Here is a 22,378-nt window from a genome sequence, read left to right on the forward strand (position 1 = left end):
GACGTCATGAGAGCGCTCTCACAGTCGTGAGTCACGGTCCGAGGTGTCAACCCGGGAAGTACCGGTCGACACCGTTCCGCAATAATCTGAAGCGCTCTCGTGCGCTGACGGTGACGGCTCCGCGACGATCCGTGAGACGTTGAAGCCGGGTGGCCCGGCCCTCGCCCGGGCCACCCGGCACCCTGTTAGAGGCGATTCCGGCCCGGATGTGACGCGCCCTCAGCAGAATTTCTGTGACCCGCGTCCCACCGCCACGACCGAGGTCAAGGGCATGGACGAGCGAAAACGTCCTCGCGGTGACGCGGCGCGGACCCGGTGGCCCGCTCCTCCCCCGAAGAAGAGCGGGCCACCGGGTCTTTCACGCCTCGGCCATCCCCGCGACGACCGAGGTCCGGGCGGCACGCCGGGCGGGCAGCGCGGCGGCCAGCACCGCCGCCACCACCGCACCGGCGAGCATCACGCCGATCTGTCCGAACGGGACGACCAGGTCCACCGAGAAGTTGTCGTTGGACAACGCCCGGGTGAGCACCCACCCGAAGCCGATGCCGAGCGACAGCCCGATCGCCGCGCCCATCAACGCCATCAGCACCGACTCGACCACCAGCATCAGCCGCAGTTGTCCTCGCGTCAGGCCGAGCGCCCGCAGCAGCGCCGACTCGCGCGTCCGCTCCAGCACCGACAGCGTCAACGTGTTGGCGATGCCGAACAACGCGATCACCACCGCCAGCCCGATCAACGCCCAGATGAACGTGAGCACCTGGTTGAGCTGCTGGTTGAGCTGCTCCTTGGTCTCGGCGGCGCTGTCGAGCACGGCCAGCGGCGAGGGGTCGGTGACCTTCTCGACCGCCGCGCGGCCGTTCGCGACACCGTCCTCGAGCTTGACCAGGATGCTCTCGTAGCCCTCGGCGGCCTGCGGGAACCGCATCGACGTCTCGATCGTCATGATCCCGTCGGACAGCCCCTGGCCCTCGACCACGGCGACCACCTTGAGGTCCTGCGGCTCGCCCTCGCCCGGATCGACGGTCACCGTGGAGCCGACCGACGCGCCCTGGCGCTTGGCGAACTCGGCGTTCACCGCCATCGTGCCGTCCCGCAGGTCGGCGAGCGACCCGCTGGTGACGGTCGGCCGGAACAGGTCGCCCACCGCGTCCTTCGGCACGCCGGTGAAGTACCCCTGGTCGCCGTAGACGACGGTGGTCGGCGCGACCTTCGCCACCTCCGGCACGGCGGCCAACTGCTCGGCCAACTCCTCGGGCAGCGGCCGGTCGTAGACCGCGGACGTCACCGTGTAGTCGGCGGGCATCCGCTGGTCGATCTCGGCGTTGACGGTCTCCTTGGCGCTGTTGGCGACCACGGTCACCAGCGACACGATGGTCACGCCGATCATCAACGCCGCCGTGGTCGCGGCGGTGCGCTTGGGGTTGCGGCCCGCGTTCGCCGACGCGAGCTTGGCCGGCACGCCGAGCAGTGCCCGCGGCACCGCGCCGAGCACCCGGTTGACCGGGCCGACCAGCAGCGGACCCAGCACGACCACCGAGACCAGCAACGCCATCGTGCCCGCGCCGCTGGTGAACATCGCCGCGTCGTCGTTCTCCATGCCCAGGCCGAGCACGATCGCGCCGACACCGACCACCGCGAACAGCACGGCGGTCAGTACCCGCAGCAGGCCGGTGCGGGCGACCTCCTCGCCACTGTCCGGCTGGCTGCGCAGGGCAGCCACCGGCGCGACCCGGGTCGCCTTGCGGGCGGGCAGCACCGCGGCGAGCACGGTCACCAGCGTGCCGACCGCGAACGCGGCGAGCACGGTCATGGCCGTCACCGGCAGCTGCACGGTGCCCTCGCCACCGCTGTCGCCGAACGAGAAGATCACCTGTTGCAGCAGGGCGGACACCCCGATGCCGCCGAGCAGGCCGATCACCGACGCGGCCAGGCCCATCACCAGCGCCTCGGCCAGCACCCCCCGGAACACCTGGCTCCGGCTGGCGCCGACGCAGCGCATCAGCGCCAGCTCACGGGTGCGCTGGGCGACCAGGATGGTGAACGTGTTGTAGATGACCATGGCCGCGACGACGAGCGCGATGATCGCGAACGCCAACAGCAGCGTGGTGAACTCGCCCGACTGGCGCTCGACCCGGGCCAGGGCCTCCTCCGTCAGCTGCTCGCCGGTCTGGAGGCGGAAACCGCTGTCGCCGATGGCCTGGCGGACGTTGTCCAGCACCTGCTGCTGCGTGAAGCCGGCCGCGGCGACGGCTACCACCTGGTACGGCGGCCGTTCCGGTTCCAGCGACGCGAAGCCCTCCGGCGTCAGCCCCACGTGGTCGAAGCCGCCCAGGACCAGCTGGTTGGTGCCCTGCTGGTAGGTGCCGACGAGCGTGAACTCGTGCCGCTCGTCCTCCTTGCCCAGCAGCACGACCGGTTGGCCGATGGTCAGCTTGGCGGTGGCGGCGGTGCGCTTGTCGACCGCGATCTCGTCCGCCTCCGCCGGGTAGCGCCCGTCGACGAGGTCGAACTCGCGCAACCTCTCGTTGCTCGCCAGCGGAACGGCCCACGCGGGCTTCGCCTTGCCGTTGGCGGCGACCAGCGGCACGGAGTGGGAGCCGCGCGCGTCGGCGCCCGCCACGCCCGGTGTCTGCCGGATCTTCGCCAGCGTCTCCGGGCTGATGCCCTGGACCTCGTCGGGTGACGACGACTCGCCGGACACGGTGACCGAGACGTCGACGTTGCGCGCTTCCTTGGCGAGCTCGTCGCGCAGGCTCGCGGTCATGGCGTCGCCGAGCACCAGGGTGCCGGTCACGAAGGCGACGCCGAGGGCGATCGCCACCGAGGACAGCACGAGCCGCGCGGTGCGGGCCTTGAGGCCCGCGATGATGGTGCGCAGCATCAGGTCACGCCCCCAGGTGCTTCAGGGCGGCCAGCACGGAGTCGGCGGTGGGGTTGTCGATCTCGCCGGCGAGGTGGCCGTCGGCCAGCAGCACCACGCGGTCGGCGTACGAGGCGGCGACGGGGTCGTGCGTCACCATGATCACGGTCTGGCCGAGCTTGCGCACGGACATGCGCAGGAAGTCCAGCACCTCGGCGCCGGAGCGCGAGTCGAGGTTGCCGGTCGGCTCGTCGGCAAAAACCACGTCGGGCCGGGCGACCAGGGCGCGGGCGCAGGCCACGCGCTGCTGCTGGCCGCCGGACAGCTCGGTCGGCTTGTGCTTGAGCCGGTCGCGCAGGCCGAGCACGTCCACGATGGTGTCGAACCACTCGCGGTCGGGCTTGCGGCCGGCCAGCTCCAGACCCAGCAGGATGTTGGCCTCGGCGGTGAGCGTGGGCAGCAGGTTGAACGCCTGGAAGACGAACCCGACCCGGTCGCGCCGCAGCTTGGTCAGCTCCTTGTCACCCAGCGAGGTGATCTCGGTGCCACCGACGTGCACGCTGCCGCCGTCGACGTTGTCCAGCCCGGCCAGGCAGTGCATCAGCGTGGACTTGCCGGACCCGGACGGGCCCATGATGGCGGTGAACTTCCCCGCCGCGAACGCGACGCTGACACCGTCCAGCGCCCGCACGGCGGTGTCGCCCTTGCCGTACACCTTCACCAGGTTCGCGGCGGCTACAGCGGTGCGGGTCCCGACGTCGGACACCAGTGCGGACATGCTCCCTCAATTCCTCGGTCTGGGTGACGTCGAAAAGCTATGGGCCGGCCGGGTACCCGGTCGTCACCTCGGCGGCGGAACCCCGGGTCAACCGCCGGGATGACCATCCGTAGTCCTCCGGTCTGACGTCCCGCCGCTGGTAGTGGCCCTGCCCGGGCCGCCGCGGTAACGGCTGGACCCGCGGTTAACGACGTGTGACGTGGCGTGAGCCTTGAGGTGACGCCCCGAAACGGAGCCACCGACCGGTCGGTAGCTCTTACGTTCCGCTCTCAAATCAGGTGATGAGTGAGCCGAACAACACCCAATCGGAGGTGCATCTAGAGCTACTCGGTTACTCTCTGTTGTCCCACATGGCAGCGAGCCGTGTATTTTCGCGGCGCCCGCCCTACCAGCCATAATTCACTCGGTCACGTGACATCGGATCCGCTTTGCCCACCATGGCCCGCACGGACGCACACGCGTTGCACCGATCGGCCACCGAAACGGGTTGCACGGCCGATTCCCGCCTGGGTGGACGCGTGACCGACCCCGTCCGGAGCGCGATCGCGAGTGCCACCGGCCGTGACCTCCGAACCGGGGTCGCGCTCGCCCTGCGTAATGCTCCCGGCAGCGCCCTGGGCGACGGGCGCGGCGAGTGGCTCAGCCGACCTGGCACGTTCGCGGACCGAGCGCGGAGGCGGACCCGCCGAACCGCTCCCGGTCACCGCCGACAGGACCAAACGAGACACCTGGAGAATGGGCCAACTACGCTGCGACGCCACCCGATCGGTCGCGTTGAATTGGCACGATAGCTTCACTACAGTCAATTTCCAGCCGAGTCGAATCGAAAGCGACTACTTCCGATGCGACCCGGCGACTGGGGAGAATTGACGCCAAGTAACTTGGCCCACTGGGGACGTCCTGGGGTGCGCGCACGAACCGGGGAATCGGACATGCCTCCACGCGGAGGTCCGCCACCACGGCTTTCTCCGCCGCCGGTGCCCGTGCCACACAGCCAGTCCGTGACGCACATTGTCCGCCCGACCACGGGGTGCACCCGCGGGCGCACCGGGCACGATGCGCAGAATTTCATCAAAGAACGAGGAGCACGTGATGTCGACAGCGCAATCACCGGTCGCCGGGCACGACGGGTTCGCGCGAATGTTCGCCCCGGGCCGACTGACCGTGGGCGCGTTCTTCCCGCTGGAGTCCTACGCCGGTCCGGTACCCACGAACGACGACCAGGTCGAGCTGGCCCAGGCCGCCGAGCGAGCGGGCCTGGCCGCGCTGTGGGTGCGGGACGTGCCGCTGCTCGACCCCGGCTTCGGTGACGGCGGCCAGCTGTACGACCCGTGGGTGTGGCTGACCCACATCGGTGCGCACACCTCCGCGATCAGCCTGGCCACCGGCTCCGTGATCCTGCCGCTGCGGCACCCGATCCACCTGGCCAAGTCGGCCGCCTCGATCGACCTGATCAGCGGCAACCGGCTGGTGCTCGGCGTCGCCACCGGTGACCGGCCGGTGGAGTTCCCCGCGTTCGGCCGCCCGATCGAGGAGCGCGGCGAGCTGTTCCGCGAGTCGTTCGCCACGCTGCGCAAGCTGTGGGGCAGCTCGTACGCCGAGTCGCGCGGCGCGTTCGGCCGCTGGGCGGGCGTCGACGTGCTGCCCAAGCCGGCGCTCGGGACGATCCCTCTCCTGGTCACCGGCAGCAGCAGGCAGACGATGTCGTGGATCGCGGAGAACTCCGACGGCTGGCTGGCCTACCCGCGGCTCGACGTCGACACCCACCTCCGGGTCGTCACGGGCTGGCACGCGGCCGTGGCGAGCGCCGGCGCCGGGTTCAAGCCGTTCGCCCAGTCCCTCTACCTCGACCTGGCGGAGGACTCGAGCCTCCCGCCCCGCCCGATCCACCTCGGTTTCCGCTGCGGCGCCGACTGGCTGGTGAACTACCTGGAGGTGCTGCGCCAGGCGGGCGTGAACCACGTCGGCCTCAACTTCAAGTTCAGCAGGCGCCCGGTGGCCGACGTGCTGGCCGAGCTCGGCGAGCACGTCCGGACGCACTTCCCACCGCACGCGCCCGCGGCGGTCCCGGCGCTCGACTGACCCCTGGACACCCGGAACACCAGCACGGCCGCCGAGGACCGGCGGCCGGCACGGTGGCGGCCGCGCCCGGACGATCGGACCGCGGAGCCACCCCGATCCACACCCGGCGCCGGCAAGCGCCGAAAGAGGACGAGACACCACTCGGTACAAATCTCGAAAGGAACCACCGTGACCGGCACCCTGATCGCCTCCACCAGCACCGACGAAACGCACTTACCCGTCCCGCCGGACGGCCAGCACCGACGCATCGCGAACATGCGGCACCTGATCCACCGCTACCTGGACCAGGTCATCGACAGCGGCACGTCGCTGCTGGGCGAGTACACGCGGCGGCTGGAGCAGCAGCTCGGCGAGCGCTGGGGCGGCCACGCGGTGGCCACCTCGTCCGGCACCGAATCACTGCACTTCTCCCTGCGCATCGCCGGGATCGGGCCCGGTGACGAGGTGATCGTCCCGGACATGACGTTCGTGTCGACCGCGTTCGCGGTCAACGCCGCGCACGCCACGCCGGTGTTCGTCGACGTCGAGCCGGACACCTGGCTCATCTCGCCCGACGCGATCCGCAAGGCCATCACGCCGAAGACCAAGGCGATCATCCCGGTGCACCTGTACGGCCAGGTCGCCGAGATGGACGAGATCATGGCCATCGCCGAGGAGCACGGCCTGGTCGTCATCGAGGACTGCGCGCAGGCGCACGACGCCACCTACAAGGGCAAGCCGGCCGGCTCGTTCGGCGACTTCGGCTGCTTCTCGATGTGGGTCGGCAAGAACGTCGGCGGGCTGGACGACGGCGGGTTCGTCATCGTCAAGGACGAGCAGAACCTGCAGGCCATGCAGCGCATGCACAACCTCGGCCGCGACCGCACCATCCGCTACCTGCACCACAGCTGGGGCAGCCGGGCCCGCCTCAGCGAGCTCAACGCCGCCATCCTGTCGCACCAGATCACCATGCTGCCCGAGTGGAACGAGCAGCGGCGGCTCATCGCGACCACCTACGACAAGGCTTTCGCGGGCCTGCCGCTGGCCACCCCGACCGTGCTGCCCGACCGCGAGCACGTGTTCTACAAGTACACCGTGCACACCGAGCACGCGGACGCGCTGGAATCGCACCTGAAGAATCGCGGAATCTCCACTGAACGAATCTACCCGTACCTGCTCTCCGAGCAGCCCGCGTTCGCCCACCTCCCGCACCGGGTCGAGCCGACACCCGTCGCGCGGGCGAACAACGCGAAGCTGCTGTGCCTGCCGATGTACCCGGAACTGTCCTATGCGGAGCAGCAGGCAGTCATCGCCGGGGTCACGTCGTTCTTCGCCGACCACGGCTGAACCGTTGTGGGGTGGGACGTCACCGGACGCGGTTCCGCGCGACGTCCCGCCCCGCCGAACTCCCGCTTCGGAACCACGCACCGGGGCCACGGGCCGCTGGTAGGCTGGTCGTATTCCGGCGTCTCAGACGCCCCTGGGCACCACACCCGAACAGCAGAGGGTGAATCCGTGGTCGACCAACTGTCCCGACGGCTGGCCCCCGACGCGCTGTGGCACATCGTCAAACCGCTGGCCCCACCCGCGGGTGTGCGCACCCAGGGCGGTGGCCGCGGTTGCGTCGACGACCGGCAGATTCTCGCGGCAATCGTATTCGTGGTCACCAGCGAGTGTTCGTGGCGACAACTGCCGCCGTTGTTCGGCGTCAAGGTGTCGACCGTGCACCGACGATTCCGGGAATGGACGCGGATCGGTTTGTGGGAGCAGGTGGACGAACGCGTCAACCAGCTCGACGACCCCGGTCTGGTCGAGTGGTGGCGGATCGTCTACGAAACGCTGTGCACCCGCAACGCGACCAGCGCCTCGGACTGCCTGCTGGACCACAACGAGTCGACCGACCGGCTCTACTCGGCGGGCTGACCGGGCAGGTCGAGCAGGCCGCGGTCGAACGCGTTGGCCACCGCCTCGCCCCGCCTGCTCGCGCCGAGCTTCGACATGATCCGGCTCAGGTGCACGCTGACCGTCTTCTCCGAGATGTACAGCTCCTCGCCGACCTGCCGGTTCGTCCGGCCCAGCGCGACCAGCTCCAGCACCGACCGCTCCCGCGGCGTGAACGGGTCGACCCGGTCCCGCGGCCCCACGTCGCGCAACGCCACCCTGGCCCGCCGGGCGACCAGGTCGAGGGCCTCCCGCAACGGCGCCGCGCCCAGCTCGTCGGCCACCGCGCTGGCCAGCCGCAGCTCCGCCGCGGCCTCCTCGCGCCGGTCCGCGCCCAGCAGCGCCTCGGCCAGCCGCCACCGGCACACGGCCTGCTCGAACACCGAGCCGAACCCGAACGCGTCGACCACCCGCCGCCACAGCTCCGGGTCACCCGGTCCGGTCAGCCGGGACTCCTCGGCCGACGCGCGCAGCAGCCACGCCCGACCCTCCGGCCCCAGCACGCCCGAGCGCGGCATGCCCAGCTCGGCCGTGGTGCGCGCGTACTCCGCCAGCTCGCGGCCCGCCCGCACGGCGTTCTCCTCGGCCGCCCGGTCCTTGCGCCGCCGCGCCCGTGCCGCGATCTCCACGTGCCCCGCCACGCCGAGGGCGGCCAGCCGGATGCCCGCCAGCATCCACTCACCCTCCTTGCGCGACCAGCTGATCGCGTCCGCGACCCGATCCACGGCCAGCTCCGGCTGCCCGCGCCACAGCGCCAGCTCCGCGCCCGTGCCGCCGGTGATCAACGCGATCTGCAGGTCGCGGTGCCAGTCCGCGCGCAGCTCCCGGATCATCCGCTCGGCCTGGTCGAACTCGCCCCGGCTGACCGCCACGTGCGTGCCCGCCGCGGCCAGCCGCGCCGACACCGTGCTGGACACCCGCAGGCCGGGCGGTTCGGCCGCGGTCGCCGCGCCGTCCCACTCACCGCGGTAGTACCTGGTCAGGACCTGGATGATGCGCAGTTCCAGGCCGAACGAGCTCCACGTCAGCCCGGTGGCCTTGGCCCGCGCCACACCCTCGTCGAACACCCGCCCGGCCTCGTCCAGCTCGCCGAGGTCGTAGTGGTGCAGGCCGAGGAAGTACCGGGCCCGCAGCTCGGTGCTGACCGCGTCGGCATCCATCGCGCACGCCACCGCCGCCGTCAGGTGCTCGCGCGCCCGGGACACCTGGCCGTCCGGCTCGTCCAGCAGGCCCAACGTGGTCAACGCGTCCGCCACGGCCGACTCCGCGCCCGCCGCGCGGCCGTCCGCCACCGCCAGCTCGGCGCGCTCACGCGCCTCGACGTACTTGCGGTCGTGCCGCAGCGCCGCCGCCCACACCGCCAGCACCCAGGCGCGGGCCGGGCTCGCGGGCCGGTCCCGGACCAGCCGCCACGCCTCCTCCACCGCGTGGTACTTCTCGTCGTCGGTGCCGTCGACCACCTGCAACGCCTGCGCGAAGCGCCGCCACATCACGGCCGCTTCCTCGGGGTCGGACTCGTCCACGACGGTCGTGCCGGTCCGGGCGAACGCGATGGCCCGCTCGGGCTGGCCCGCCGTGCCCGCCGCCCACGACGCGCTGCGCAGCAGGTGCAGCTCGGTCAGGCCCGGCGGCCGCTGCTCGGCGGGTACCGCGTGCCACAGCTTCAGCGCCTGCTCCAGGTGCCTCAGCGACTCGGCGGGCGCGCCGGCGGCCTGCGCCTCCTGCCCCGCGTCGACCGACGCCCGCAGCGCGCGGGGCAGGTCGTGGGACTCCAGGCTGTGGTGGGCCAGCGCGGCGGCGGCGCCCCGGTCGCCGGACGAGGCCAGCCGGCCGGCGTACGCGGAGTGCAGCCGCACGCGTTCACCGGGCAGCAGGTCGTGGTAGACGGTCTCGCGCAGCAACGCGTGCCGGAACGTGTACACCTCGGCGCGGTCGACCAGCAGCACGTGGTGCTGCACGGCCTCGCGCAGCGCTTCGTCCAGCGCGAAGTCGTCCATGCCCGCCACGTCGCGCAGCAGGTCGTGGCGCACCGACCGGCCGCCGACCGACGCCACCCGCACCACGCGCTGCGCGTCCGGGGAGAGCCGTTCGATGCGGGCCAGCAGCACCTCGGCGAGCGTCCACGGCACCTCGCGGTCACCGCAGCAGGCGACCGCGATCAGCTCCTCGGCGAAGAACGGGTTGCCGTCCGAGCGCTCGGCGACCTCCAGGACCAGCTCGTCGGACAGGTCGTCGGACAGCGCGGCGACGAACGAGCGGGCGTCGATCGCGCTCAACGGGGTCAGGTCGAGCCGCCGCACGGCGGGCAGCCGCACCAGCTCGTTGAGCAGGGGCCGCAGCGGGTGGCTGCGGTGCAGGTCGTCGGACCGGTAGGTGCCCACCACCAGCAGCCGCTGCGCGCGCAGCCGCGAGAGCAGGAACGACAGCAGGTAGCGGGTGGAGGCGTCGGCCCAGTGCAGGTCTTCGAGCACCAGCAGCACGGGCCGTTCCCCGGCCAGTTCGCCGAGCAGGCCGTGCACCGCGTCGAACAGCTGGAGCTGGCCGACGTCCTGCTCGGGACGGCGGCCGACCAGGTGCGACGGCAGGCCGGAGACCGACGTGCTGCCGTCGTGGCCCGCGGGCAGCGCCAGTTCCGGCAGCAGCAGGCCCAGCGCGGGCCGGGCCGCGACGTCGAGCAGTCCGGCCTGCCGCACCTGGCCCAACGCCTCGGTGAAGGGCAGGTACGGCAGGCCGGTCTCGCCGACGTCCAGGCAGCGGCCGGTGAGCACGAGCGCGTCACCGGCCGTGGCGGACAGCTCGTCCACCAGGCGGGTCTTGCCGACGCCCGCGTCGCCGGCGAGCAGGATCGCGCCCGCCTCGCCGCGCGCGGCGTCGTCGAGGGCGGCGCGCAGCCTGGTCATCTCCCGGCTACGCGCCACCAAGGGGATTCCGGAACCGAGGCGTGCCACACCAGGCATGCTGTCACACCTCAGGCGGCGTCGCGGTGGCCATTTCGGGGATCGGACCCCTCCTGGCCGGTGCCGTGGCCGAGCCGCCGCCACCAGGACCGCTTCACCGGGTTCGTCCGCCGGCTCACGCGGTAGTGCGCCGCGTCCGCGCGCAGCGCGGCCTGCCGGTAGTCGATCTCCGCCTTCAGGGACTCGGGCGTCCACTCCATGACTTGCTCCTCGTGTCGTTCGCTTCTCTCTGGTGACACGAAGAGTCGTCCTGAGGCGGGGGTGCGGGCATCGGACGTTCACGCGGGTTACCGCGTTGGTCCCCTTACCCGCCGCCGTAAGGGGTGGCAGACGGCGGGTAAGGGATGCCTCAGGTGCACGTCAGGGCACGTCAGGTGTCCCTCAGCAGGCACCCAGGTCGCGCCAGACGCCCCACTCGCCGGTCGTGCCCGGCTCCTCGCCCTGCGTCCACCACTTGGCCTGCCAGCGCTTGCCCCGGTGGGAGACCTCGTTGCCGCCGTTGTAGACCTTGGCGCGGTCCCACGCGGGCACGGTGCAGCTCGGCTGGTCGGTCGTGGTCGTGGTGGTGGTCGTGGTGGTGCTGGTGGTCGTGCCCGTGTCGCCGCCACCGCGCGGGTGGTCGGAGGCGATGGCGTAGGACTTGCCGCCGAACGTGAGCTTGAAGTTGGACGGCGACGCGATCGGCAGCTGGTAGCTCAGCGCGACGTCCACCGACGCGCCGGGTGCCAGCGACTGCCACGTGGGCAACGTCAGCTCGACGTGCTGGAAGTCGCCCTTGAGGCCGCCGACGTTGCTGCCGGAGTGGCCCTTGGCGGTCACCCGCAGGCCGAAACCGGACTGGTCGGCCATGCTGCCCGGTGCGCTGGTGCCGTAGTCGAACTCGATCTTCGTGCCGCCCGGCAGGGTGGTGGTCGAGTTGTTGGTCAGCTTCAGCTTCGGCGTGATCGGGTAGTTGCTGTCGCCGAGCGCGAACCCGGAGACGGTGGCGCTCACGTTCAGCACCTGGCCCGGCGTGGTGCCGGAGGCCTTGCGCGCACCGTACGGCGCCGCGCCGCGCAGCCCGTCGTTGATCTTGGTGAGGAGCGTGTCGCCGACGGTGTACTGGCCCTTGGCGCTGTCGAAGCGGTAGTCGCCCGCCAGCTCCCAGATCATGATGCCGCCGATGCCCTTGTCCGCCACGTACTTCGCCTTGGCCGCGATGGACTGCTCGTCCTCAGTGGACAGGAACACCTTCTTGTCCGCGTTCCACAGCCACGGCGAGGTGAGCGTGCTGTCGTAGAACCTCTGGTAGGAGCCGGAAACCCGGTCGGTGGGGTCGTTGGCCGGGTCGAGGCCGTGCCGGGCCAGGTAGTCCGGCGTGATCTCGTTCTCCAGGTTCTTGGCGTGCCACATGGGGTTCACGCCCGAAGGCACCTCGGCGCCGCCCGCGGTGGAGTCGTGCCACAGGTTGTCGATGCCGACCGCGCCGTTGCCGCACGGGGTGGTCGAACCGACGCTGGAACCCGTGCCGGGCGGGCACTTCGTCTGGTCGGGCAGCGCGGCCCGGCCCCACAACCCGTTCGTGCCACCGGTGACGCCCTGCCAGCCGCGGCTGTAGAACGGGACGCCGATGTTGATCCGGCCGGCCTGCATCGCGCCGCGGTAGTAGTGGTAGGCCCAGTCGGTGTTCAGGTAGCCCATGCCCTCGTACTGCGGTGCGGTGTAGACGCCGCCGGCGGCCAGCTCGCCGTCCTTGCCGTCGTCGTAGAGCGCGGCGTTCGGGCCGACGAAGTGGTTCCACGAGCCGTGCAGGTCGTAGCTCATCACGTTGAGGTAGTCGAGGTAGCGGGTGACCTGGTAGGCCTCCTGCCCGCGCAGCAGCCAGCCCGAGGCGGGCACGGCGGCGGTGAGCAGGTAGTGCTTGCCGTCCTGCGCCGAGGCGCGGTCCAGCTTCTCCCGCAACGTCTTCATGATCTTCTCGTAGCCCGCCCACAGCGTGCCGCGGTTGGCGTTGGCGATCCAGAAGTCGTCCGGGTTGCCCGCGTGGTTGTTCGACGTGGCGTACTCGTAGTCGATGTCCACGCCGTTGAAGCCGTACTTGCGGATGAAGTCCACCGCGGAGTCGGCGAACGCGTCCACAGTGGACTGCGGCTGCGCGCCGAGCTTGTAGAACCCGCCGGAGGCGTTGCGCGTGCCGTCCGGGTTGAAGAAGCCGCCGGTCTCCGCCCAGCCGCCGACCGAGATCAGCGTCTTCACGTTCGGGTGCTGCTTCTTGTACTTGTTGAGCAGGTTGAAGTGCCCCTTGTACGGCAGCGACGGGTCGAGTTCGACGCCGGGCCACGTCATGCCGGTGGAGGCGTTGTCCGGACCGTCCGGGCCGACCGACACGCGGTTCTGCGCGTCGATGTGCGCGAACGCGTAGTTGAGGTGGGTGACCTTGGTCCACGGGATGTCGGACGCCAGGTAGGCGGGCGCGCCGTTGCGGCCCGTGCGCCAGCTGGTGAAGTAGCCGATGACCCGGCGGGAGTGGCCGGCCCCCATCGACTCCCGGCCTTCGGCGTCGTAGACGGAGCAGTACGGCACCGCGACACCGGGGGTCTGGTAGAGGCCGTCCGGACGGCACTCCTCCCCCGCGGCGGCGGCACTGGGTGACGACGGGGACACGACGGCGACGACGAGTCCGGCCACCGCGGCGAGCAACGCCACGAGCGGCGACAACCTGGTTCTCCTGGACACGGCCCAGCACACCTCCTGCACGAGGCGGCGGCCACGACGCAGCAACCGAACCGTAAATAGGTCTAGACCTCTCTGTCAATAGGTCCAGACCACCTACGGGTGCTCAGACCGAGGTCGTGGCGCGGGTGCGGGCCAGGTGCGCCCGCACCCGGTCGGCGTCCGCGGCGCCCAGCTCGGTGAACAGCGCCAGCGCCCGCTGCCAGTGCGCCACCGCACCCGGCAGCCCCTGCCGGTCGAACACGGTGGCCAGCCGGTCGTGCGCCTGCGCCTGGTGGTACGTGCTCCCCGCGGCCGACGCGACCGACAGCGCCGTGCGGGCCGACGTGACGGCCTGCGCGCCCTCGCCCGACTCCAGCAGCACCGTCGCCAGGTCCGTGTGGCAGGTCGACTCACCGCACTGCTCGCCGACCTCGTGGTACATCGTCACCGCCGCCCGCAGCCACGACTCGGCCTCGGCGTAGCGGCGCGTCTTCAGGTACAGCAGCCCGAGGTTGTGGTGGGCGTTCGCCTCGGCCCACCGCGACCCGGCCGCCCGGCTGACCTCCAGCGCCTCCCGGTACGAGGCCTCCGACTCGTCGACCCGGCCCAGGAACTGCAGCATGTCCGCGACCGTGGTCAACGCCCTGGCCTGCGCGTTCACATCACCCGACGCCCGCGCCACCTCCAACGCCTCACGGTGCCGCGCCAGGGACTCGTCCATCCGCTGGAACTGCGCCAACGCGATACCCAGGTTGAACAACATCACGAACTTCGCCTCGGGATCACCCAGCGTCATGGCCGCTTCCAACGCGGCCTCCGTCGTGCGCAGCCACGTCGTCCGGTCCGCCCGCAACCACAGGTACCGCGACAACGTGTACGGCAACTGCCAGGCGTGCACCAACCACGCCGGATCCGAACCCGCCGCGGCCGCCAACTCCGCCGCGGCGATGATGTTGCCCTGCTCGGCGTCGAACCACGCGTTCGCCTCCACCGAACCGTTCAGCTTCGGCACCTCCACCGGCACGTGCTCGGGCGCGACCCGCACGGTGCTGCTCCGCGTCACCGGCAGCCTGTCGTCGGCGAGGTCCGCGCAGTGCAGGTAGTAGTCGAGCATCCGGCTGGTCGCCTCGTGCCGCTCGGCCGCCGACAGCTCGGCGGCCAACGTCCGCGTGTAGACGCGCACCAGGTCGTGCGCCCCGTACCGGCCGGGCTCGTTGACCGACAGCAGGTTCGCCGCCGTCAACGCGTCCAGCGCGCGCTGCGCGTCACCGACCCGCACCTGCGCCATGGCGCCCACCACGAACGCGGTCACGTCCGGGCCGGGGTGCAGGCCGAGCAGCGCCAGCAGCCGGGCGGGCAGCGGCGGCAGCGCCCGGCGTGACGCGTCCAGCGCCGCCCGCACGGTCGAGTCCTCGTCCTCCAGGCCCAGGGCGGCCAGCCGGCCGTGCTCGTCGTCCAGTTCGGCGACGAGTTCGGCCACCCGCAACGACGGCGCGACGGCCAGCCGGGCCGCGGCGATCCGCAGCGCCAGCGGCAGCCCGTCGCACAGCACGGCCAGCCTGCGCAGCGCGGCGGCCTCCGTGGCGTCCCGGCCGGCGACCCGGCTCACCACGGCCACCGACGCGTCCGGGTCCAGCATGTCGAGCTCGACCAGCCGCGCCTCGGCGTGCGCGACCAGCCCGACCAACCGCCGACGGGACGTCACCAGCACGCACGACGGCGGTCCGGGCAGCAGCGGCAGCAGCTCGGTCGAGCCGCGGGCGTTGTCCAGCATCACCACCATCCGCCGGTCCGCGATGAGCGTGCGGAACAGCGCCGACCGCTCCTCGACCGTCACCGGGATGTCCGGCGACGGCACGCCCAGCGTGCGCAGGAACCGGCTCAGCACCTCGCCGGCGCCCAACGGCTCCTGGTTGGGGTCGTAGCCGTGCAGGTCCACGTACAGCTGCCCGTCCGGGAAGTCCTCGCGCACGCGTTGCGCCCAGTGCAGGGCGAGCGCGGTCTTGCCCACCCCGGCCGGTCCCGTGACGACGAGGACCAGCCCACCCTCCGGGTAGGACGCCAGCAGGCCGTCCAGGCGCTTGAGCTCGTCGTCGCGGCCGATCAGGGACGCCGAGGCGCGCGGCAGCTGCGCGGGCGTGATGGCGGGTGCGGCGCCGTCGGCCGGGCGCAGCGCCATCGGCCTGGTCGGGCGGTCCGGCTCGGGGTTCTCCCCCGCCAGCACGGCCTGCTGGAGCTTGCGCAGCTCCGGTCCCGGCTCGACGCCCAGCTCCTCCACCAGCACCCGGCGTGCCTCGCGGTAGACGGCCAGCGCCTCGGCCTGCCGCCCCGCCTGGCACAGCGCGCGCATCAGCAGGCCGTGCCCGCGTTCCCGCAACGGGTGCTCGCCGACCAGCGTGGTCAGCGACGGCACCAGCTCCGCGCCCCGGCCGATCAGCAGCAGGAGTTCGGCCCGCTCCTCCAGCACGGCGAGCCTGCGTTCGGCCAGCCGACCGCGTTCGACCTCGGCGAACAGGCCCGCGACACCGCCGAGCGGTTCGCCGCGCCACAGGCCGAGCGCCTCGTCCAGCGCGGTGGCCGCGGCGATCAGGTCACCGGACGCGCGCAGCCGGGCCGATTCCGCGACGCCGCGCTCGAACTCGTCCAGGTCGACCTGCTGCGGGTCCACCCGGAGCAGGTAGCCGTCGCCTACCGAGGTCAGCAGCTCGGCCGGGGCACGGCGGGCGCGGCTGGGTTCGAGCGCGCGGCGCAGCCCGGCCACGTAGGTCTGCACCAGGTTGACCGCGCTGGTGGGCGTGTTGTCGCCCCACACGGCCTCGATGATCTGGTCACGGCTGACCGGCGTGTTGCGGGCCAGCAGCAGCACCGCCAGCACGGCACGCTGCTTGGCGGCGCCGAGGTCGACCTCCCCGCCGCCGCGCACCGCCCGGAGCAGGCCGAGCACCTCGAACCGCAAGCGCTCGCCGCCGCCGTCTGCCACCGACCGATCCTTCGCCGAACGTCGAGTCCCCCGACTGAGCCTAGGAGATCACTTCAGTCCGGCTCCAGTCGTCCTGTAGCCGCATTCTTACGCTAAGCGTGTCCGATCAACCACACAGGGCGAACCCCGGTGAGCGAGGTTGGACCAGACAGCGGAACCTCCGCTGCTCTCCCTGATCGACGAGGGCAGGCCGGCGTGCAAGGGGCATCCAGCCCGCGGCGGCGGAACGCCGGCCCGCCCTCGTCCCCTTCTCCACCGGAGAAGGGTCATCCGGTAGGGGATGACCCACCTCCATTGCCCTCCCCCCAGTGGAAGGGGCCGCGACCGGGATCCGAACCCCCGGCCGCGGCCCCTTCGACTACGTCCGGGGACGGTGCGCGGGTCAGGCGACCTCTTCCAGCTCCCGCGGCTCGCCCGCCTTGGCCGCCTTGCGCCGCCGGCGCAGCACCACCACGGCGCCGACCACCACCGCGATGCCCATCAGGCCCCACATCGCGCCGTTGAACACCGACTCGATGTACTTCGCGGACGCGCCCGCCGCCGAGCCGATGCCGATGTGCAGCGCCGACCAGCTGACCGCACCCGCGATCGACGCGGGCAGGAACCGGCGGTACTCCAGCTTCGACGCGCCCGCCGACGCGGGGACCAAGGTCCGCACCACCGGCATGAACCGGGCGAAGAACACCGCCCACGCGCCACGCCTGCGCAACAGCGCGCCCGCCTTGTCCCAGTGCTCCTGGCCGAGCTTGCGCACCACCTTGCTGTCCCGCAGCCGGTCGCCGTACCGGCGGCCGAGGAAGTAGCCGATGCTGTCGCCCGCCACCGCGCACACCGACACCACCAGCCACATCACCAGGAACCGGGGCACGCTGGTGACCGTCGTGGCGGCCAGCAGCAGCGCGCTCTCGCCCGGTGCGATGAAGCCCACGCCCAGCGTGCACTCCGCCAACGTCAACGCGCCCGTCACCGCGAGCACCGCGGGCTGCGGCAGACCGGCGAGCCCTTCCAGGGCGTCGGTCAGCAAGGCCATGGTTCATCCCCCTGTGGATCACGACAAGCACCGGTGTGCAGGCTAGGGGGAGTCCACCGCAACCACGCCAGGGGGCGCATCGGACCGAGGGCTGACCGGTCACCAGACCACGGTCGTACGGGCCGGTGGTCGAAAGTCAGGGATGCGCCTTAAGGGCGGTCGAGAACGCCGTTCTTCGCGGTGCGCACGAATCGGGACCACTGCGTGAAACCGAAGCCCAACTCACCGCCGGTCCGGTTCTTCGAATCCCGCACGCCGGCCGCGTCCCGGTCGAGCGCGATTTCCACGCACTCCGGACCACCCGCGGACGACCGCGTGCTCTTGCGCCACTGGCGTCGCATGGCCTTCACCTCGGATTCAGGCGAGCTCGCGCGCCACCCGCCCGATCAGCGCGGACGAGGCGGCCGGATCGAGCGATTCGGCGCTGAGCCGAGCGAACATGTCGGAATACCGGGCGACGTCCGAGGGGTGTTCCCAATAGACGTCGCCTTTCGGGCTTTCGATGTATACCACGGCCGGATCCGACTGCTCGGGGAACGACAGGATGACGAACGGACCGTCCAGCGCAGCGTGACCGCCCGCCTCGAACGTGGCCACCTGAAGGGTGATATTCGGCCGGTTTCCGACTTCGAGGAGTCGTCTCAACTGCTCGGCCATCACCTCCCGGCCGCCCACCAGCCTCCGCAAGGCTGCCTCGTCCACGACCACGTGCAGGCACAGCGGGTCGTCCTCGACCAGCAGCGCCTGGCGCGCCTTGCGCAGCTCCACCCGGCGGTCCACCTCGGCCGGCGCGGCGTCCGGCAGCACGGCCCGGATCAACGCCCTGGTGTAGGCCTCGCACTGGAGCAGGCCCGGCACCATCAACCCCTGGTAGGTGCGCACCCACTCGGCGTCGGCCTCGAACCCGACGTACCGGCCGGGCGCGATGTCGCCGAACTCGTCCCACCACGCCCGCCGCCGCGCGTCACGCGCCAGCTGCACCAGCTCGTCCAGCGTGGCCCGGTCGGCGCCGTAGGCGGAGAGCATGTCGCGGACGTCGCGCGGCGTGACGCCTACGCGGCCGGTCTCGATGCGGCTGATCTTGGACGCCGAGCACTCCAGCCGCGCGGCGACGTCCTCGATGGTCAGGTCGGCCGCCTCGCGCAGCCTGCGCAGCTCGCTGACCAACCGTCGCTTGCGCAGCGTCGGGCTGCTGCCCCGTGGCATGCGGACACCTTTCGTCTGCGGACCGGACCCGTCGGGCCGCAGCCCAGTCTGTGGGCGCCCGCGAACGGAGCAAAGTGACGTCATCCAATCGTGTACTGCAACTTGCAGACAGCCGGAGGCGGTAACAGGCTGCGTGGAGCACACCGCCCCAGGGAAGGAGCGCTGAAGGTGTCCACCACCGTCTTCAGCCAGCTCGACCGGTCCCTCCGCGAACACCTGGCCACGCTGGTCCGCCTGGCGACGACCGGCGACGACGACACGGCGGTCGAGCTGGCCCGCTGCGAGCTGCCGAGGGTGGTGACCGCGATCAAGGCGTTGCTGGACGAGCACACGCCCGACGAGCACGGCCGCTGCCCGACCTGCCGCACCCGCCGCTTCCGCCGCCGCCTGCCCTCGCCGTGCCGGGCGTACCTCGGCGCGCAGCTCGCGCTGACCGTCAGCGGCGACGAGCCGTCCGGCAACCACCGCAAGCACTTGCGCAGCGTCGGTTAGCCACCACAGCCGAGCGGGGGCGCGTCCCCGCTCCGGTCGGGCGACGCGCTCCCCCGCCACCGAGCCCCACCAGCGCCGCCCGACCCGATCCGAGCCCGAGGCACCGAACCGACCCCGTACCCCCGACCGGGACCGGTTCCGTGCCGGATGACCGCCGCCTCGCCGGTCCGGGCTCGGCACGGGGTGGTCGGCCCGGCCACCGGGCCGACCACCCCGTGATGGCCTCACCGGCCGGTCAGCACCGCACCAGGCCGTCGCGCTCCGGGTCGACCAGGTAGACGCGCGCCGCGGAGATGTCGAAGTACATGCCCACCAGGCGCAGCGACCGCGTGGCCACGGCCTCCCGCACGCTCGGGTACGCCATCAGGTTGTCCAGCTGCTGGGCGACGTTCGCCACCGACAGCCGTTCCACCGGGGGCAGGTCGGACTCGCCCGCGTGGAACCGGATGAGGCTCGGCTCGACCGCCTTGAGCCACCCGTGCAGTTGCGTGCCCGGCCGGGTCGAGCCGTGCACCACCGCCTTCATCGCGCCGCAGTCGGAGTGGCCGCACACCGCGATCGTCTCGACCGCCAGCACCTCCACCGCGTACTCGATCGCCGCACCGACCGAGTCGTCGCCGTCCAGCGGCACGAGGTTGCCGATGTTGCGCACGCAGAACAGGTCACCCGGCCCGCTGGTGGTGATCAGGTTCGGCACCACGCGGGAGTCGGCACAGGTGATGAACAGTTGACGAGGGCGCTGGCCGCGCGCGCCCAGCTCCGCCAGGAACGGCCGGACCAGCGGCGCGGTGGTGCGCTCGAACTCGCGCATGCCGCGGATCATCGGGTCGGCGTCCGCGCGCGGACGCGGCACGGTGACGTGCCGGTGGCGCTGCCAGTGCGACCACGGCGCGAACCACCTCGGCAGCGGCGACAGCGGTGTCTTGCGCAGCGCCGGGATGCCCTTCCTGGCCTTGCTGAACCAGGTGTCGTGCACCTCGTCCACCTCGACGTGGCCACCCAGCCGCTCGTAGCCGACGCGCCAGTCGTCGATCGCCTCGTACGCGCCGTGGTCGAGGAAGTCGATGTGCAGCTCCAGCACCACGCGCTGCCCCAGCGGGATGGTGCGCAGGCCGCGCACCAGCCGCCCGACGCCGAGGAACACCAGCGAGCCGCGGATCACCACCCGCCAGCCGTCCGGCTCCTGCTCGATCCGCACCGACGAGCGGGTCAGCCGGTGCAGCGACCGCAGCGCCGCCGCCGTGACGCCCAGCAGCACGCCCTCCACCAGGCCGAGCGCCACCACGCCCAGCACGGTGACGGCGTACGCGGAGAACTCGCCGTGCCGCCACAGCGCCCGCATCCGGCGCACGCTCACCAGCCGCGCGCCCATCACCACCAGCACGCCGGCCAGCGCGGCCATCGGGATCAGCTCCAGCACCCAGCCGAGCGCGAGCACGAACACCGCGATCCACAGGCCGTGCAGCACGGTCGACGCACGGGTGCGCGCGCCCGCGGCGACGTTGGTGGAGCTGCGCACGATCACGCCGGTCACCGGCAGCCCGCCGAGCGCGCCCGCGACCGCGTTGGCGGTGCCCTGGGCGACCAGCTCGCGGTCGAAGTCGGCGCGCGGGCCGTCGTGCAGCTTGTCCACGGCCACCGCCGACAGCATCGACTCGACGCTGGCCACCACCGCCACGGTCAGCACCGCGAACACGATCCCGGCGAAGCTCCCGGACGGCATCTGCGGCAGCACGACCTGGCCGAGCGGGTCGTCGGGCAGGTCGACCCGCGTCACGTCCATCCCGGACCCGACGACGGTCGCCGCCAGCACGGCCACCAGCGGCGCGGGCACGACCGACGCGCGCGGCACCTTGGGCCACAGCACGAGGACCAGCACGGTGAGGGCGCCGACCAGCAGGGCGGTCCACCGCACGTCGGTGGTGAAGAGCTTGGCGAGGTTGTCGAACACCGAGGTGGCCGCCGTGCCGCCGAGGACGACGGTGAGCTGGCCGATCGCGATGCTCACGCCGATGCCGGCGAGCATGCCGTGCACCACGGCGGGCGAGAGGGACAGCGCGAGGCGGCCGAGCTTGCTCAGGCCGAACAAGATCTGGACGCCGCCGGCGGCGAGGGTGATGGCCGCCGTGGCGGCCCAGCCGTACTCGGCGATGATGCCCGCGGTGATCACCACCATGCCCGCCGCGGGGCCGCTGACCTGCAACGGCGCCCCGGACAGGGCACCCGCCACGATGCCGCCGACGACGGCGGAGATCAGCCCCGCCATCAGCGGCGCGCCGGTGGCGGCGGCGATGCCGAGCGAGAGCGGCACGGCGATCAGGAACACCACCGCGGAGGCGGGCAGGTCGTGCCGCAGCACGGTCGCGAGGCCGCCCGGAGGGCCCGCCGTGGTGTGCTCGCCTGCGTGGGACTTGTTGGGGCGCGGCCGGTTCATGTCGGGTCCTTTCGAGCGGCAAGGGGTCATCACCCCACGCGGCGCGCGGGGTGTCGGCACAACGGGGAGGGGTGCCTACGACCGCGCTAAGGGCGGCAGCAGGCGCGGCCAGCAGGCTTCGAGTCGGAACTCGGCCCCGGCGCGGTGGTGAGGGTTCGCCACGGTGGCACCTCCGTGTCGGCACAGGGAGAACGTGTCGGCACAGCCCGCGTCGCACAGGTCGCGTCCACACCATGATGACTGAGGAAGTGGGCGGTCTGACAGCGGTTCCACCCGGTCGTGTTGATCACGAACGGGATCGTCACCCCTGGTGACGGACCTACCGGCCGACTGCCGCGTAGGCGCGGCTGACCGCGAACGTGCCGCCGCACAGTCCGAAGAGGACGGCCGCGAGGTGGCCCACGGTGGCGAACTCGGGCACCGCGCCGAACCACTCGGCGCCCAGCAACGGGTACGCGACGAGCAGCGCCAGCCACGGCACGCGCAGCACCACCGGACCCAACACGGTGATGGCGCCCGCCGCGGTGAACGCCACGTAACCGACACCGACGTCGACCACGTCGGTCAGATCGGTCGGGTAGACACCCGAAGAGATGACGACGGCGGTGACGAGCACCGCGCCGACGTGGCCCGCGAGGACCACCGCGACGGCCCGCCACGGGCCGACCTCGCGTTCGAGCACGCCGAGGCACACGGCCGCCGCCACCACGGCGAGAACGGTGGCCACCAGGCCGTCCCCGGCGGTGTCGAGCACGAACGCGCTGCCCAGCAGCGCGTTGACCGGGTGGTCGGCGAGGTTGGCGGCGTTCGTGCTCAACGACTCCCGCACCTGCGCCGACATCCCGTCCGCGAACACGAACCGCATCAGCAGCGCGAGCCCCGCCACGGCCGACAGGTAGCCGGCCGTGACGGGGCGGCGCCGGAAATGCTCACGCACCCGGCCAT

The 22,378-nt window shown here is 71.9% G+C and carries 14 protein-coding genes and 1 pseudogene; 4 read left to right on the forward strand and 11 right to left on the reverse strand.

What is annotated here, in order from left to right:
• Window positions 1–358: 358 nt before the first annotated feature.
• Window positions 359–2,881 (reverse strand): ABC transporter permease, encoded by a 2,523-nt coding sequence (locus B0I31_RS00590; RefSeq protein ID WP_106613323.1) that lies wholly within the window; start codon window positions 2,879–2,881, stop codon window positions 359–361.
• 4 nt (window positions 2,882–2,885) lie between these two features.
• Window positions 2,886–3,638, reverse strand: a complete 753-nt coding sequence (locus B0I31_RS00595; RefSeq protein WP_106613324.1) for an ABC transporter ATP-binding protein — start codon at window positions 3,636–3,638, stop codon at window positions 2,886–2,888.
• Between the two features lie 1,092 nt (window positions 3,639–4,730).
• On the opposite strand from B0I31_RS00595, the gene B0I31_RS00600 reads away from it, so the two are divergent.
• From B0I31_RS00600 to B0I31_RS43020, 3 genes and pseudogenes are all read left to right on the forward strand, one after another.
• Window positions 4,731–5,720 (forward strand): LLM class oxidoreductase, encoded by a 990-nt coding sequence (locus tag B0I31_RS00600; RefSeq protein ID WP_106613325.1) that lies wholly within the window; start codon window positions 4,731–4,733, stop codon window positions 5,718–5,720.
• 168 nt (window positions 5,721–5,888) lie between these two features.
• Window positions 5,889–7,046: a DegT/DnrJ/EryC1/StrS family aminotransferase gene (locus B0I31_RS00605; RefSeq protein ID WP_106613326.1), complete on the forward strand. Its 1,158-nt coding sequence runs from the start codon at window positions 5,889–5,891 to the stop codon at window positions 7,044–7,046.
• Window positions 7,047–7,214: 168 nt separating this feature from the next.
• Window positions 7,215–7,467: pseudogene (locus tag B0I31_RS43020) on the forward strand (transposase); the annotation flags it as partial.
• A gap of 139 nt (window positions 7,468–7,606) precedes the next feature.
• Here B0I31_RS43020 and B0I31_RS00615 read toward each other — a convergent pair.
• From B0I31_RS00615 to B0I31_RS00645, 7 genes are all read right to left on the reverse strand, one after another.
• A complete protein-coding gene (locus B0I31_RS00615) occupies window positions 7,607–10,597 on the reverse strand; it encodes a helix-turn-helix transcriptional regulator (RefSeq protein ID WP_106613328.1) in 2,991 nt (996 codons plus the stop codon).
• A gap of 11 nt (window positions 10,598–10,608) precedes the next feature.
• Entirely contained in the window at window positions 10,609–10,797 is a 189-nt protein-coding gene (locus tag B0I31_RS00620; RefSeq protein ID WP_106613329.1) for a hypothetical protein, read from the reverse strand.
• Between the two features lie 181 nt (window positions 10,798–10,978).
• Window positions 10,979–13,312: a chitinase C-terminal domain-containing protein gene (locus B0I31_RS00625; RefSeq protein ID WP_106613946.1), complete on the reverse strand. Its 2,334-nt coding sequence runs from the start codon at window positions 13,310–13,312 to the stop codon at window positions 10,979–10,981.
• A gap of 103 nt (window positions 13,313–13,415) precedes the next feature.
• A complete protein-coding gene (locus B0I31_RS00630; RefSeq protein WP_106613330.1) occupies window positions 13,416–16,271 on the reverse strand; it encodes an AfsR/SARP family transcriptional regulator in 2,856 nt (951 codons plus the stop codon).
• Between the two features lie 382 nt (window positions 16,272–16,653).
• Entirely contained in the window at window positions 16,654–17,301 is a 648-nt protein-coding gene (locus B0I31_RS00635) for a DedA family protein (RefSeq protein ID WP_106613331.1), read from the reverse strand.
• Window positions 17,302–17,450: 149 nt separating this feature from the next.
• Complete coding sequence (locus B0I31_RS00640; RefSeq protein ID WP_106613332.1) at window positions 17,451–17,642, reverse strand: DUF397 domain-containing protein; 192 nt, start codon at window positions 17,640–17,642, stop codon at window positions 17,451–17,453.
• Window positions 17,643–17,658: 16 nt separating this feature from the next.
• The gene (locus B0I31_RS00645; RefSeq protein WP_106613333.1) at window positions 17,659–18,507 is read right to left on the reverse strand and encodes a helix-turn-helix domain-containing protein; all 849 of its coding nucleotides are present in this window, start codon (window positions 18,505–18,507) and stop codon (window positions 17,659–17,661) included.
• A 168-nt stretch (window positions 18,508–18,675) separates the two neighbouring features.
• On the opposite strand from B0I31_RS00645, the gene B0I31_RS00650 reads away from it, so the two are divergent.
• Window positions 18,676–18,999, forward strand: a complete 324-nt coding sequence (locus tag B0I31_RS00650) for a hypothetical protein (RefSeq protein ID WP_106613334.1) — start codon at window positions 18,676–18,678, stop codon at window positions 18,997–18,999.
• A 235-nt stretch (window positions 19,000–19,234) separates the two neighbouring features.
• Here B0I31_RS00650 and B0I31_RS00655 read toward each other — a convergent pair whose 3' ends face one another.
• A complete protein-coding gene (locus B0I31_RS00655) occupies window positions 19,235–21,433 on the reverse strand; it encodes a SulP family inorganic anion transporter (protein ID WP_106613335.1) in 2,199 nt (732 codons plus the stop codon).
• A 319-nt stretch (window positions 21,434–21,752) separates the two neighbouring features.
• Window positions 21,753–22,370, reverse strand: coding sequence for a rhomboid-like protein (locus B0I31_RS00660; RefSeq protein WP_106613336.1), 618 nt, complete (start codon window positions 22,368–22,370; stop codon window positions 21,753–21,755).
• Window positions 22,371–22,378 lie beyond the last annotated feature (8 nt).

Source organism: Saccharothrix carnea, assembly GCF_003014735.1.
GTDB classification, from domain to species: Bacteria; Actinomycetota; Actinomycetes; order Mycobacteriales; family Pseudonocardiaceae; genus Actinosynnema; species Actinosynnema carneum.